Source organism: Achromobacter spanius (assembly GCF_039673305.1).
GTDB classification, from domain to species: Bacteria; Pseudomonadota; Gammaproteobacteria; order Burkholderiales; family Burkholderiaceae_B; genus Achromobacter; species Achromobacter spanius_F.
The window spans coordinates 1-12,899 of record NZ_JBDJLJ010000050.1 but is presented as its reverse complement, the minus strand read 5'-3'; the positions used below and the strand labels follow the sequence as shown (position 1 = coordinate 12,899).

12 protein-coding genes are annotated in these 12,899 nt (G+C 68.2%); 8 read left to right on the top strand and 4 right to left on the bottom strand.

What is annotated here, in order from left to right; translation table 11 throughout:
• Window positions 1-33: 33 nt before the first annotated feature.
• A complete protein-coding gene (locus tag ABE485_RS25150) occupies window positions 34-948 on the bottom strand; it encodes a LysR family transcriptional regulator (RefSeq protein ID WP_346517964.1) in 915 nt (304 codons plus the stop codon).
• A gap of 104 nt (window positions 949-1,052) precedes the next feature.
• On the opposite strand from ABE485_RS25150, the gene ABE485_RS25145 reads away from it, so the two are divergent.
• Entirely contained in the window at window positions 1,053-1,931 is an 879-nt protein-coding gene (locus tag ABE485_RS25145) for an aldo/keto reductase family oxidoreductase (RefSeq protein ID WP_346517963.1), read from the top strand.
• A 114-nt stretch (window positions 1,932-2,045) separates the two neighbouring features.
• On the opposite strand, the gene ABE485_RS25140 is transcribed toward ABE485_RS25145, so the two are convergent.
• On the bottom strand, window positions 2,046-3,902 hold the full coding sequence (locus ABE485_RS25140; protein WP_346517962.1) for a phosphoenolpyruvate carboxykinase (GTP): 1,857 nt from the start codon (window positions 3,900-3,902) through the stop codon (window positions 2,046-2,048).
• Between the two features lie 142 nt (window positions 3,903-4,044).
• Complete coding sequence (locus ABE485_RS25135; protein WP_346517961.1) at window positions 4,045-5,664, bottom strand: acyl-CoA synthetase; 1,620 nt, start codon at window positions 5,662-5,664, stop codon at window positions 4,045-4,047.
• Window positions 5,665-5,833: 169 nt separating this feature from the next.
• Here ABE485_RS25135 and ABE485_RS25130 point away from each other — a divergent pair, with 169 nt between their 5' ends.
• The gene (locus tag ABE485_RS25130) at window positions 5,834-6,559 is read left to right on the top strand and encodes a TetR/AcrR family transcriptional regulator (protein WP_346517960.1); all 726 of its coding nucleotides are present in this window, start codon (window positions 5,834-5,836) and stop codon (window positions 6,557-6,559) included.
• Here the strand turns inward: ABE485_RS25130 and ABE485_RS25125 are convergent.
• Complete coding sequence (locus ABE485_RS25125) at window positions 6,523-7,434, bottom strand: SDR family oxidoreductase (protein WP_346517959.1); 912 nt, start codon at window positions 7,432-7,434, stop codon at window positions 6,523-6,525. The genes ABE485_RS25130 and ABE485_RS25125 overlap by 37 nt on opposite strands.
• 137 nt (window positions 7,435-7,571) lie before the next feature.
• Between ABE485_RS25125 and ABE485_RS25120 the strand changes: the two genes are divergently transcribed.
• From ABE485_RS25120 to ABE485_RS25095, 6 genes are all read left to right on the top strand, one after another.
• Complete coding sequence (locus ABE485_RS25120) at window positions 7,572-8,369, top strand: enoyl-CoA hydratase/isomerase family protein (RefSeq protein WP_346517958.1); 798 nt, start codon at window positions 7,572-7,574, stop codon at window positions 8,367-8,369.
• Window positions 8,370-8,485: 116 nt separating this feature from the next.
• Complete coding sequence (locus ABE485_RS25115) at window positions 8,486-9,763, top strand: Zn-dependent hydrolase (RefSeq protein WP_346517957.1); 1,278 nt, start codon at window positions 8,486-8,488, stop codon at window positions 9,761-9,763.
• A gap of 13 nt (window positions 9,764-9,776) precedes the next feature.
• Window positions 9,777-10,112, top strand: a complete 336-nt coding sequence (locus tag ABE485_RS25110) for a thioredoxin family protein (RefSeq protein WP_346517956.1) — start codon at window positions 9,777-9,779, stop codon at window positions 10,110-10,112.
• Window positions 10,113-10,168: 56 nt separating this feature from the next.
• Window positions 10,169-11,053: a DMT family transporter gene (locus ABE485_RS25105; protein WP_346517990.1), complete on the top strand. Its 885-nt coding sequence runs from the start codon at window positions 10,169-10,171 to the stop codon at window positions 11,051-11,053.
• Between the two features lie 274 nt (window positions 11,054-11,327).
• Window positions 11,328-11,762, top strand: coding sequence for an ester cyclase (locus ABE485_RS25100; RefSeq protein ID WP_346517955.1), 435 nt, complete (start codon window positions 11,328-11,330; stop codon window positions 11,760-11,762).
• Between the two features lie 91 nt (window positions 11,763-11,853).
• Window positions 11,854-12,873, top strand: a complete 1,020-nt coding sequence (locus ABE485_RS25095; protein WP_346517954.1) for a Bug family tripartite tricarboxylate transporter substrate binding protein — start codon at window positions 11,854-11,856, stop codon at window positions 12,871-12,873.
• Window positions 12,874-12,899: the final 26 nt, after the last annotated feature.

Genomic DNA, 12,899 nt, shown 5'->3' with positions numbered 1-12,899 from the left:
GCGGGTTGCGGCGCGACGCCCCCGCGCCGCCATTCAGGGCGATGCCTGACCCGCCGGCCGCTTGATGAAATCGATCAGCGCCTTCAGCGGCGACGGCACCAGGCGCCGTCCGGAATAGTAGAGAAACGGTCCGGAAAACCGTGGCCACCACGCCTGCAGCACGGGTTCCAGCGCCCCGCTGTCCAGGTGCGGGCGCAGCCAGTCCTCGAACAGATACGCCACGCCCACGCCAGCAATCGCGGACTCGACAGCCAGGTCGACCGCGCCGCCGATCTCCACGACCAGCGGCCCGGTTCCATCGATCCGCACCGCCTCGCCGTCGCGCTCGAAGTCCCACGCCGGCATCGCGCCGCTGGGAAAGCGGCCGCGCAGGCAGGCATGCCGGATCAGTTCGCGCGGGTGCTCCGGGCGGCCGCGGCGGTCCAGGTAGGCGGGGGACGCGGCAGCGGCAAAGCGCTGCACGCGCGGGCCGATGGGCACCGCAATCATGTCCTGCTCCAGGCGGTCGTCGTAGCGGATGCCGGCGTCGCATCCCGCCGCCAGCACATCGACAAAGCTCTCTTCGGCCACCACCTCGAGCCGGATGTCGGGATACGCCGCCAGGAAGGCGGGAACAATCGAGGGCAGGACCAGACGGGCCGCGCTCAGCGGCACGTTGAGCTTGAGCGTGCCCGCGGGCTTGTCGCGATAGCCGTTGACGGCGTCCAGCGCCGCGTCCACTTCGGTCAAGGCCGGCCCCAGCCGCAACAGCAGTTCGTTGCCGGCCTCGGTCAGCGCCACGCTGCGCGTCGTGCGGTTGAAGAGGCGCACGCCCAACTGCGCCTCGAGCCGGCGCACCGTGTCGCTCAGCCGCGACGCGCTGACGCCGGACGTTCGCGCCGCTTCGCGAAAGCCCCGGGCGCGCGCCACCGCCACGAATGCCTTGAGATCATTCAGATCGGCCATCACTGTTCCATAATCCGTACAACCTGTTCGGATTGTATTGGATTATCAAAGCGCCACAGACCGTCTATCGTCCGAACCGTACCCCCCACCACTCGGAAGCAACGACCATGTCCCTCATCGACGAAAGCGGCACCTATACCCTGGGCACGCACCAGGTCAAACGCCTGGGCTACGGCGCCATGCAGCTGGCCGGCCCGGGCGTGTTCGGTCCGCCCAAGGATCGCGACGCCGCGCTTGCCGTCCTGCGCGAGGCCGTGGCCGCCGGCGTCAACCATATCGACACCAGCGATTTCTACGGCCCGCACATCACCAACCAGCTGATCCGCGAGGCGCTGGCCCCGTATCCGGACGATCTTGTGATCGTGACCAAGGTCGGGGCCGTGCGCGGCGACGACGCGTCCTGGAACCCGGCTTTCTCGGCCGACATGCTGACGCGCGCCGTGCATGACAACCTGCGCAACCTGGGCCGCGACGTGCTCGACGTGGTCAATCTGCGCGCCATGTTCGACACCCACGGCCCGGCCGAAGGCTCCATCGAAGCCCCGCTCACCGTCCTGGCCAACCTGCAGCGCCAGGGCCTGATCCGCCACATCGGGCTCAGCAACGTCACGGCCAGGCAGGTGGCCGAAGGGCGCGGCATCTGCGAGATCGTGTGCGTGCAGAATCACTACAACCTGGCGCACCGCGGGGACGACGCCCTGCTCGCCGACCTGAACCATGACGGCATCGCCTACGTACCGTTCTTCCCGCTGGGCGGATTCAGCCCGCTGCAGTCGTCGATCCTGTCCGATGCGGCCGCGCGGATCGGAGCGACGCCCATGCAGGCGGCGCTTGCCTGGCTGCTGCGCCGTTCCCCGAACATCCTGCTGATTCCGGGCACCTCCAGCCTTGGCCATCTGCGGGAAAACCTGGCCGCGGCGGCGCTGCGCCTGCCGGACGACGTGGCCGACGCGCTGGACGGCATCGGCGGCAACGCGTCGGCTTGAACGGCGGGATTGCCGCGCCGGCAAGGCGACGCTCCGGTCCGGCGCCGGCAGGTCAATAAAAAACCCGCCTGCGCGCAACGCAGGCGGGTTTTTCGCTACAGATGCCTGATGGCGTCAGGCCGCCAGGCGACCTTCGATCTGCGTCTTGGTGGCCGGCAGTTCCTGGGGCAGGCCCTGCGCCAGCTGGCCGAACAGTTCCTGGTGCAGCGCCAGTTCATCGCGCCACGCGGCGGCGTCCACCGACATGACCTGCTCGAACTTGTCCGGGCTGAATTCCAGGCCGGTCCAGTCGATGTCCTGGTAGCTGGGCGAAATGCCGAACACCTGGTCCACGCCCTTGGACTGGCCGTCGATGCGGCCCAGCATCCAGCGCAGCACGCGCATGTTGTCGCCAAAGCCCGGCCACACGAACTTGCCGTCCGGACCCTTGCGGAACCAGTTGACGCAATAGATGCGCGGCAAGGTGGCACCCGCGGCTTCCAGCTGCTTGCCCAGCTTGAGCCAGTGGCCGAAGTAGTCGCTCATGTTGTAGCCGCAGAACGGCAGCATGGCGAAGGGATCGCGACGCACCACGCCTTGCTGGCCGGCCGCGGCGGCGGTGGTTTCCGAGCCCATCGTGGCGGCCATGTAGACGCCTTCGACCCAGTTGCGGGCCTCGGTGACGAGCGGCACGGTGGTGGAGCGGCGGCCCCCGAAGATGAAGGCGTCGATGACCACGCCCTTGGGATTTTCCCATTCGGGGTCGATGGACGGGCACTGCGCGGCCGGCGCGGTGAAGCGCGCGTTCGGGTGCGCGGCCTTGCGGCCGGTTTCGCGCGCGATGTCGGGCGTCCAGTCCTTGCCCTGCCAGTCGACCAGGTGGGCCGGCGGCGTGTCGGTCATGCCTTCCCACCAGACGTCGCCGTCGTCGGTCAGGGCGACGTTGGTGAAGATGACGTTGGCCTTGAGCGTGGCCATGGCGTTGAAGTTGGTCTGCTCGCTGGTGCCCGGCGCCACGCCGAAGTAGCCGGCTTCCGGGTTGATGGCGTGCAGGCGGCCGTCCGGGCCGGGCTTGATCCAGGCGATGTCGTCCCCGATGGTGGTGACCTTCCAGCCGTCCATGCCTTGCGGCGGGATCAGCATGGCGAAGTTGGTCTTGCCGCAGGCCGACGGGAAGGCGGCGGCCACGTGGTACTTGCGGCCCTTGGGCGACGTGACGCCCAGGATCAGCATGTGTTCGGCCAGCCAGCCCTGGTCGCGGCCCATGGTGGACGCGATGCGCAGCGCGAAGCACTTCTTGCCCAGCAGCGCATTGCCGCCGTAGCCCGAGCCGTAGCTCCAGATTTCGCGGGACTTGGGGAAATGGACGATGTACTTGGTGGGGTTGCACGGCCAGGCCACGTCGGCTTCGCCGTCGGCCAGGGGCTTGCCCACGGTGTGCAGGCAGGGCACGAAGTCGCCGTCGGTGCCCAGCACGTCGTAAACCTGCTTGCCCATGCGCGTCATGATGCGCATGTTGACGGCCACGTACGGGCTGTCGGACAGCTCGACGCCGATGTGCGCGATGTCCGAGCCCAGCGGGCCCATCGAGAACGGCACCACATACAGCGTGCGGCCGCGCATCGCGCCGTCGAACAGGCCGTTGAGCGTATCGCGCATTTCCGCGGGATCGGCCCAGTTATTGGTGGGGCCGGCGTCTTCTTCGCGGTCGGAACAGATGAAGGTGCGGTCTTCGACGCGCGCGACGTCGGACGGATCGGACCAGGCCAGGTATGAATTGGGGCGCTTGGCGGGGTTCAGCCGGCGCATGGTCCCGGCCTGGACCATCTGTTCGCAGAGGCGGTCGTACTCTTCCTGCGAGCCGTCGCACCACACGACGCGGTCCGGCTTGGCAAGCGCGACGAAACTGGCTACCCAGTCGATCAGGCCGCGGTGCTTGACGTACGCGGGCACGTTCAAGGCTGCCAATCCCCCGTCCAAAGGCTTATTCATTTGGGGTTATCTCCATACTAAGGCTAATGGGCATACGGCCCCAATTGCGTGGGGCCGTATGCAGTTTGCGCCATCATACTTGCAGCGCCGGGCAACCCGTCAACCCATCCTCATGGAGGAGATTGTCACCGGGTGAGACGGTTCAGGCCGGGTTTCCGTCGCGCAGCGCCCTGCGGATAATCTTGCCGGTGGCGGTGGTCGGCAAACTGGTTACAAAGCGGATGACGCGCGGGTATTCGTGGGCCGCAAGACGCGTGCGCACGTGCTCCTGCAGCGCCTTGACCAGCGCGTCGTCGCCCTCGTACCCGTCGTTCAGCACGACGAACGCCGCCACGACCTCGGTGCGCTGGGCGTCCGGCAGCCCCACCACCGCCGCCATGCGGACGGCCGGGTGGCCGATCAGGCAGTCCTCGATGGGCGCCGGGCCGATCCGGTAGCCGGCGCTGGTGATCACGTCGTCGTTGCGGCCGACAAATCGGATGAAGCCTTGCGCATCGCGCACGCCGATGTCGCCGGTAAGCAGGTACTCGCCCGCGAATTTGTCGGCGGTGGCCTGCGGGTTGTTCCAGTAGCCCAGGAACATGACGGGGTCCGGCCGCATTACGCCGATGTTTCCCTCCTGTCCATCCGCCACTTCGGCGCCCGCGTCATCCACAATAGCCACGCGGTGGCCGGGCGCGGCCCGCCCGATCGCCCCGATGCAGGGATCGAACAGTGACGAGCAGGACGACACCAGCATGTTGCATTCGGTCTGGCCGTAGAACTCGTTGATGGTCACGCCCAGGACGCGACGCCCCCAGTCGATCAGCTCGGCGCCCAGCGATTCGCCGCCGCTGGCCACCGAGCGCAGCGCCCTGGGCCCCGCGGCGTCGGGCCATTCGCAGCCGCGCATCATCTTCAGCGCGGTGGGCGGCAGGAAGGTGTGCGTCACGCCATGGCGCGCCATGAGTTCCAGCGCCGAGGCGCCGTCGAATTTCTCGAAACGCCGCGCCAGCACCGGCACCCCGTGGTGCCAGGACGGCAGCAGCACATCCAGCAGGCCGCCGATCCAGGCCCAGTCGGCCGGCGTCCACATCAGGGCGGCGTTTTCCGGGAAGAATTCGTGCGACATCTCCACGCCCGGCAGATGCCCGAGCAGGACGCGGTGCGCATGCAGCGCGCCCTTGGGTTTGCCGGTGGTGCCCGACGTATAGATGATGACGGCGGGATCGTCGGCGGCGGTGGGCACGGGCTGGTAGGCGTCGGACTCCCGCGCCAGCGCCGGGTGGAACGGCACGGCGCCATCCTCCTCGCCATCGATGCAATAGATCACCTTCAACCCCGGCAGGCTGTCGCGGATCTCGCGCAGCTTGCGGCAGCCTTCGGCGTCGGTCACCAGCGCGGCCGCGCCGCTGTTGGCCAGGCGGTACTGGATGGCGTCCACGCCGAACAGGGTGAAGAGCGGCACCGCCACCGCGCCCATCTTGTAGACGGCGATGTGCGTGACCGCGGTTTCGGGCGCCTGCGGCAGGTAGATGGCCACGCGGTCGCCGCGCCGGATGCCGTGGCGCTCCAGGCTGTTGGCCAGCCGGTTGGACTGCGCCTTGATCTGGTCGAAGGTCAGGCGCGTCTGGGCGCCGTCGCTCTTTTCGTAGATCAGCGCCAGACGGCCGCTGCCGTCCGCCCATTTATCGCAGGCGTCGACGCCGATGTTGTAGGCCGCCGGCACCTGCCATTGGAACTGGGACACGAGCTGCGTGTAGGAATCGGCTCTGGACAGCATGGTTTGTCTCTGATGTTGTTTTTAGATAATCCAGGGCTGCTCAATCCGAAGCGCGGTGGGCTGGGAACAGAAACGTCCCCCCCGCCTTGCCACGAACTTGACCCTGGCTCAATAATAAAGGTCCCCGTTGTCGGCGAGAATACGCCCCGCCCTCCCCCTTCCGGCCCGAATGGAAAAAACCTCCGCCGTCCCGATGCGCCGCCCGCCGGCCAGCGCCAAATCCGAACAACGCATCCGCGACATCCTGCGCGTCGCGCGCCAGGTCTTCTCCGAATCCGGTTTCCAGGCGGCCACCACGACCGAGATCGCGCAGCGCCTGGGCGTGTCGGAAGCCACCGTGTTCACGTACTTCGGCGGCAAGCGCGAACTCTGCGTGCGCGTGATCAGCGACTGGTACGACGAGATCATCGCCAAGGTGGAAGACAATCTGCCCCACGTGCACGGGGCGCGGGCCCAACTGCATTATCTGGTCCACACCCATCTGCGCCATCTGCTGGCCGAAGGCCCCGGCCTGTGCGCATTCATCCTGTCCGAGGGGCGCGCGCGCCAGGACGACTTCGGCGAGATCTACGCCGACCTGCAGCGCCGCTACACCGCCCCGCTGATGCGGATCCTGGCCCAGGGACAGGCAGACGGCGACATCCGCGGCGACATGCCGCTGCGGCTGCTGCGGTCGGCGGTCTACGGGCCGATGGAGCACGTGCTCTGGGACGCGATGCTGCGCGGCGCGCGCGGCGACATCGCCGCCACCGCCGACCACCTGGTCGGCTTCCTGTGGCAGGCCCTGCAGCCGCCGCGCCAGGATGCGCTGGCGCTGGCGCAGTTCCGCGGCGAGGTGCAGAACGCCCTGCATCGCCTTCAGGCCTCTGAAAACAGCGACGGCGCCGCGTACTGAGGAAAGCCGTTGTAGGTGTCGCCGCGTTCGGCGGGCTGCAGCGCCCATGAATGACGCGCGTTCGGCACGCCGCCGTCCACCCGGATCACGCTTCCATTGATGAACGCCGCCGCGGGCGACAGCAGGAAGACCACCGCCGCGGCCAGTTCGGCCTCCGTGCCAAAGCGCTGCAGCGGCACCTTGGTCTTGAGTTCGCGCAGCACTTTACGGTAGTCCTCGTCATAGCTGTCCATGCCGCTGGACGCGATCCAGCCGGGCGCGACCGCATTGACGCGCACGCCGGCATGCGCCCATTCGCAGGCGGCGGTTTCGGTCAGGTTCCACACACCCGCGCGCGCCGCGCCCGAGTGGCCCATGCCCGGCATGCCGCCCCAGATGTCGGCCAGCATGTTCACGATGGCGCCGCCGTGCTGGCGCATGTGCTGCGTGTAGACCTCCCGCGACACCAGGAACGTGCCGTGCAGGTTGTTCTGCACCACGGCGTTCCAGCCGTTGAAGCTGATGCGGTCCAGCGGCGCGGGAAACTGGCCGCCCGCGCAGTTGAACAGGCCGTCGATCGCGCCGTGCGCGGCCAATGCCTCGGCAACCGCGGCGCGCACGCCGGCTTCATCCCGGATGTCGCAGGCGTGCTGGCTGAGGCGGCCGGCCGCCTCGGGATAGATCCGGGCGATCTCCTCGGCCGTGGCACGCAGCTTGTCGGGATTGCGGCCCACCAGGGCCAGGCTGGCGCCCAGGGCAGCCAGTTCGTGTGCCGCGCAGCGGCCCAGGCCACTGCCGCCCCCGGTCACCATCACCGTCTTGCCATCGAACAGTCCGGGGCGGAACACCGATGCATAGCGCTGATCGGCGGCCTGGCCGCCTGCGTGCTGGTTCATGTCTCTCTCCGTTATTTTTTTGAGGATAACTCAATAGTATTGGCGATTGAATCGCCGTTCCGCACTTTTACCCATAAAATCAGCCCACGGGATCAGAGCATCCATTGAGCCATATTCAACAACACCGGAGACACCGCATGACGCTGAATGCCCCGCTGGACCTGGCCCTGGACGGCCCCATTGCCCGGCTGACGCTGAACCGGCCGGACATGCGCAATGCCTTCGACGATACGCTGATCGCCGCGCTGACGGCCGCGGTCAAGACGGCCGCGGACGACCCGCAGGTCCGCGTCCTGCTGCTGACGGGCGCCGGCAAGGCCTTTTGCGCGGGCGGCGACCTGAACTGGATGCGCAAGATGGGCTCGCTGACCGACGCCGACAACCGCGCCGACGCGGCCCGGCTGGCCGCCATGCTGCACGCGGTGTGGGCGTGCCCCAAGCCCGTCGTGGCGTGCGTCAACGGCGACGCCTACGCCGGCGGCATGGGCCTGGTGGCCGCCTGCGACATCGCCGTCGCGGCGGACGGCGCGCACTTCTGCCTGTCCGAGACGCGACTGGGCCTCTTGCCCGCCACCATCAGCCCCTACGTGATCCGCGCCATGGGCGAGCGCGCCGCCAACCGCTACTTCCTGACGGCGGAACGCTTCGACGCCGCCACCGCATTGCGGCTGGGGCTGGTGCATGAGGTGACCCCGCTGGCGCAGGTGCAGGACGCAGCCGAAGCCCTGTGCCGGACCCTGTGCGCCAACGGACCCGGCGCCGTGCAGGCCAGCAAGCGGCTGGTGCGCGATTTCGCGGGCAAGCCCCTGGACGACGGCCTCATCGCCGACACCGTGGAACGCATCGCGGCCATCCGCGGCACCGACGAGGCGAAGGAAGGCGTGACCGCCTTCCTGGAAAAGCGCGAGCCTTCCTGGCGCAAGGCGACCGCGTAGACGGCACGCCTTGCAGGGGCCGCGCGCCGACGCGCCCCTGCCACGATTGCCATCCCTGGCGTCCCGGCCGGCGCCGCCATTGATGCCATAATCCAGGGCGATCTTCTGGAAGTCTCATGCCGCAAGCCACACCGCCCGCCTTTCCCCCCCTGAACGCCGAACGCCTCTGGTCCCGCGTTGAAACCCTGTCCCGGTTCACGCTGCCCGACGTCCCCTGGACCCGCCGCGCCTTTTCGCCGCTGTTTGACGACGCGCGCGCCTGGCTGCGCGAAGAATTCGAAGCCGCGGGCCTGGCCACGCGCCTGGATGCGGGCGGCAACCTGATCGGCACCCGCGCCGGACGCGACGCCGCGCGCAAGCCCATCGCCACCGGCTCGCATTGCGACACCGTCATGAGCGGCGGCCGCTTCGACGGCATCATCGGCGTGCTGGCCGGCATCGAAGTCGCACACACGATGCGCGAACACGGCATCGAACTGGACCATCCCTTCGAAGTCATCGACTTCCTGTCCGAAGAACCCAGCGACTACGGCATCTCGTGCGTGGGCAGCCGCGCGCTGTGCGGCCAGCTCACCGCCGACATGCTGGCCGCCCGCAACCCGCAAGGCGAAACGCTGGCCCAGGGCATTGCCCGCATCGGCGGCGACCCGTCCGCGCTGGGCGCGCCGCTACGCCGCGCGGGCGAGACCGCCGCCTTCGTCGAACTGCACATCGAACAAGGCCCCGTCCTCGAAAGCCGCAAGCTGCCGATCGGCGTGGTCACCAATATCGTCGGCATCCGCCGCGTGTTGATCGTGGTCGAAGGCCAGCCCGACCACGCCGGCACCACGCCCATGGACATCCGGCGCGACGCCCTGGTGGGCGCGGCCCGCATCATCGACGCCGCGAGCCGCCAGGCCAGCGCGGCCAGTGGCAACCCGCATTACGTCGTGGCCACCGTGGGCCGGCTGTCCATGACGCCCAACGCCGCCAATGCGGTGCCGGGCCGCGTCGAACTGACGCTGGAAATGCGCAGCGACAGCAACGCCGTGCTGGACGCCTTCCCCGAAACCCTGATGGCGGGCGTGGCCGACGACCTGAAGGCGCTGCGCCTGACGGCCGGCTTCACGCAGTTGAGCCGCGCCCAGCCCACGGACTGTTCGCCGCTGGTCATGGACGCGGTCAAGGCGGCCGCCGACCAGCTCGGCTACGCATCGATGCGGCTGCCCAGCGGCGCCGGGCACGACGCCGTGTACATGGCGCCCACCGGCCCCATCGGCATGATTTTCATCCCCTGCCTGAACGGCCGCAGCCACTGCCCCGAAGAATGGATCGAACCCGAGCAACTGCTGGACGGCACCCGCGTGCTGTACCAGTCGGTGCTTGAACTGGACCGCGCGCTGCGCGGCGCCTGAGGACCACACCCCCATGGAACAGATAGAACTCAACGACAGCACCGCCGACCGCTACCTGCTGGACGCGCCCGGCCTGTCGCTGCTGGTCTTCCACAGCCGCACCTGCGGCACCTGCCGCGTCGCGCGCGAACAGCTGCCCGGGCTGGAGCTGCCGGTGGAGCGCGTCTGCTGGGTCGATGCCGGCGACAACCGCGGCCTGGTCGAGCGCTACGAGGTCTTCCACCTGCCCGCCATGTTCGTCACCCGCGACGGCGCCTTCTTCGGACCCGTGCAATCCACGCTGGCCGAATGGGACCTGCGCCAGCAGATCGGCCTGGCGCTGGACAGCTACCCCGCCGAACTGCCGTGAGCGTCGCCGCCGCCAGGCCCCAGCGCCTGCCCCTGGACGCGCTGGCGACAAGCACCATGCTGCTGCTGTGCGTGTGCTGGGGCTTCCAGCAGATCGCGATCAAACTGGTCGCGGACGACATCGCGCCCATCATGCAGATCGGCCTGCGCTCCACCTTCGCGGCGCTGGTGCTGGCCGTGGTCGTGTGGCGCAGCGAGGGCCTGCGGGCATTCACCGACGGCACCGCCCTGCCCGGCCTGCTGGTGGGCCTGCTGTTCGCGGGCGAGTTTCTGTTCGTCGCGCAGGGCCTGGTCTACACCACGGCCTCGCACATGTCGGTGTTTCTCTACACTGCGCCCATCTTCGCGGCGCTGGGCCTGCATTGGCTGCTGCCCGAAGAACGCATGAAGCCGCTGCAATGGGTGGGCGTGGCGATCGCATTCGGCGGCATCGCGGTCGCATTCCTGGGCAAGGGCGGCCAGCAGCCCGCCCATGCCGGCGCCGCCAACATGCTGCTGGGCGACGCCATGGGCCTGCTGGCCGGCCTGCTGTGGGGCGCCACCACCGTGGCGATCCGCAAGACCTCGCTGTCGGAAGCCGCCCCCGCCAAGACCCTGTTCTACCAGATGGCGGTGGCCTGCGTCGGTCTGCTGGCCTTTGCCGCCGCCACCGGCCATCACGGCATCCGGTACACGCAGGCGGCGGTGCTCAGCGTGGCGTTCCAATCGGTCGTCGTGGCGCTGTCCAGCTACCTGGCGTGGTTCTGGCTGCTGCGCCGCTACCTGGCGTCGCGCCTGTCCATCCTGTCGTTCCTGACGCCGCTGTTCGGCGTGAGCTTCGGCGTGCTGATCCTGGATGAGCCGCTGGACGCGGGCTTCGTGGCCGGGGCGCTGATGGTGCTGGCCGGCATCACCCTGGTCAGCGGCGCCGAAATGGTCAGGGAACTGCTGCGCAGGCGCTAGGCACGCGCACCGCCGTCCCGTTTTTCTTGCCTGTCGATCGCCCTGGTTCCGGGCCGGTGCTCCCGCAACGGCCTGGACCAGGGCGATCGCATTCCATTCCTCTAACCGCCCCCTTGCGCTGCGCCGAAAAATAGAAACGTTTTTCCGCGCTTCCGAATTCCGTGGGCGACAACACAGGGAAGTCCCTTAATTTCCGCTATTGCCTAGCCGCTGCTTCATCTCCTATTCTTGTAGAAACGTTTCCATTACCACTACTTTTCCACGGAGAGACAGGATGTCCCAAGACTTGGCAGCAGCACGCATCAAGACGGTTCGCGATCACATGGCGCTGGAATGCACGCACGAATGGGATGCGGTAATCGCAACGTTCAAGCATCCGCGCTACGAAATGCATGGCAGCGGCGTGGTGTTCGACGGAGAAGACGAAGTCCGCGGGTACTTCGATTCGTCGCGCGTGCCATTTCCCGACCTGCGCAACGAGATCATTGCCATCGCCGCCGACGGCGACACGGTGCTGGTGGAGTTCTGGCTGCGCGGCACCCATCTCGGTCCCCTGGCGGCGGGCGGAAAGACCTATGCGCCCACCGGCCGGGAATTCAATGTGCGCATCGCGGCCACCTTCGAGTTCGCCCCCGACTCGGACAAGATCATCTGTGAACGGCCCTATTCCGCGCCCGACGCGAAGCTGCGGGCATTGGGCCTGATCTGAGCCCAGGGCGCCGGAACGCGCAGCCGGCCCGCCGCGCGGCGCCCATCAACGGCGCCGCGTGGGCCGGCAAGAACAACAATCAGGAGACAACATGACCCATTCGAAATCCTCTGCGGGCGGCCGGCGCGGGCGCTGGCTCGCCCCGGCGCTGCTGCACGCCGCGGCCTTTGCGTTCAGCGTTGCCGCGGCAGGCGCGCAAGCCGCCGAATCCTATCCGGCCAGGCCGGTAACCCTGGTCGTTCCCTTCACCGCCGGCGGCATTACCGACGCCTCGGCACGGCTGGTCGCGCGCAAGCTGGGCGAGGCGCTCAATCAATCGGTGGTCGTCGAAAACAAGCCCGGCGCCGGCGGTGCGATCGGCACGCGGCAAGTCGCCATGGCGTCCCCCGACGGCTACACCCTGCTTCTGGGGACCATCGCCACGCAGGTCATCAACCCGCTGGTCTACAAGGACAAGATCGCCTACGACCCCAATCGCGACCTGACCGCGGTCCATGGCGTGATGGGCCTGTCGCTGGTGATCGTCGCCAACCCCGATCCGGCGCTTGCCTCGTTGGCCGACCTGGTCGACAAGGCCCGCGCCAAGCCCGGCGCCATCGCCTACGGTTCCACCGGGGTCGGCACCGCATCCCATCTTTCAGGCGAACTGCTGCAGCGCGTGACGCATACCTCGCTGGTGCACGTGCCCTACAAAGGCTCGGCGCCCGTGATCTCGGGCTTGCTGGGCGGCGATCTGAACGTCGCCTTCGACTACGTCTCCAGCACGGCGCCCCACATCAGGGCCGGAAAACTGCGCGCATTGGCAGTGACCGGCGACAAGCGCCTGCCTGCGCTGCCCGACACGCCGACCTTGAAAGAACTGGGCTACGGCGATGCATCGGTCACCTCGTGGATAGGCATCTTCGCGCCCGCCGCGACGCCGCGGAGCGTTATCGATGCCCTGTCCGACGCGATGGACAGCGTGCTGCGCCAGCCCGACCTGGAGCAAGGCATTGCAGACCTGGGCGGCCAGCCGCTGATGATGAAGTCCGCAGCGCTGAACAGCTACGCGAAAAGCGAATTCGAGCGCTGGCGGCCCGTCGTGGAAGCAGCCGGCCTGAAGCCCGAATAATCCCGCCCGGGCGCCGGCCGCCCCGG

Excerpts from the sequence above, each read along its gene's own strand:
- ABE485_RS25100 (WP_346517955.1), top strand. The coding sequence starts at position 11,328 with ATGTCCCAAGACTTGGCAGCAGCACGCATCAAGACGGTTCGCGATCAC.
- ABE485_RS25120 (WP_346517958.1), top strand. The coding sequence starts at position 7,572 with ATGACGCTGAATGCCCCGCTGGACCTGGCCCTGGACGGCCCCATTGCC.
- ABE485_RS25140 (WP_346517962.1), bottom strand. The coding sequence starts at position 3,902 with ATGAATAAGCCTTTGGACGGGGGATTGGCAGCCTTGAACGTGCCCGCG.
- ABE485_RS25130 (WP_346517960.1), top strand. The coding sequence starts at position 5,834 with ATGGAAAAAACCTCCGCCGTCCCGATGCGCCGCCCGCCGGCCAGCGCC.
- ABE485_RS25145 (WP_346517963.1), top strand. The coding sequence starts at position 1,053 with ATGTCCCTCATCGACGAAAGCGGCACCTATACCCTGGGCACGCACCAG.
- ABE485_RS25110 (WP_346517956.1), top strand. The coding sequence starts at position 9,777 with ATGGAACAGATAGAACTCAACGACAGCACCGCCGACCGCTACCTGCTG.
- ABE485_RS25095 (WP_346517954.1), top strand. The coding sequence starts at position 11,854 with ATGACCCATTCGAAATCCTCTGCGGGCGGCCGGCGCGGGCGCTGGCTC.
- ABE485_RS25105 (WP_346517990.1), top strand. The coding sequence starts at position 10,169 with ATGCTGCTGCTGTGCGTGTGCTGGGGCTTCCAGCAGATCGCGATCAAA.
- ABE485_RS25125 (WP_346517959.1), bottom strand. The coding sequence starts at position 7,434 with ATGAACCAGCACGCAGGCGGCCAGGCCGCCGATCAGCGCTATGCATCG.
- ABE485_RS25115 (WP_346517957.1), top strand. The coding sequence starts at position 8,486 with ATGCCGCAAGCCACACCGCCCGCCTTTCCCCCCCTGAACGCCGAACGC.
- ABE485_RS25135 (WP_346517961.1), bottom strand. The coding sequence starts at position 5,664 with ATGCTGTCCAGAGCCGATTCCTACACGCAGCTCGTGTCCCAGTTCCAA.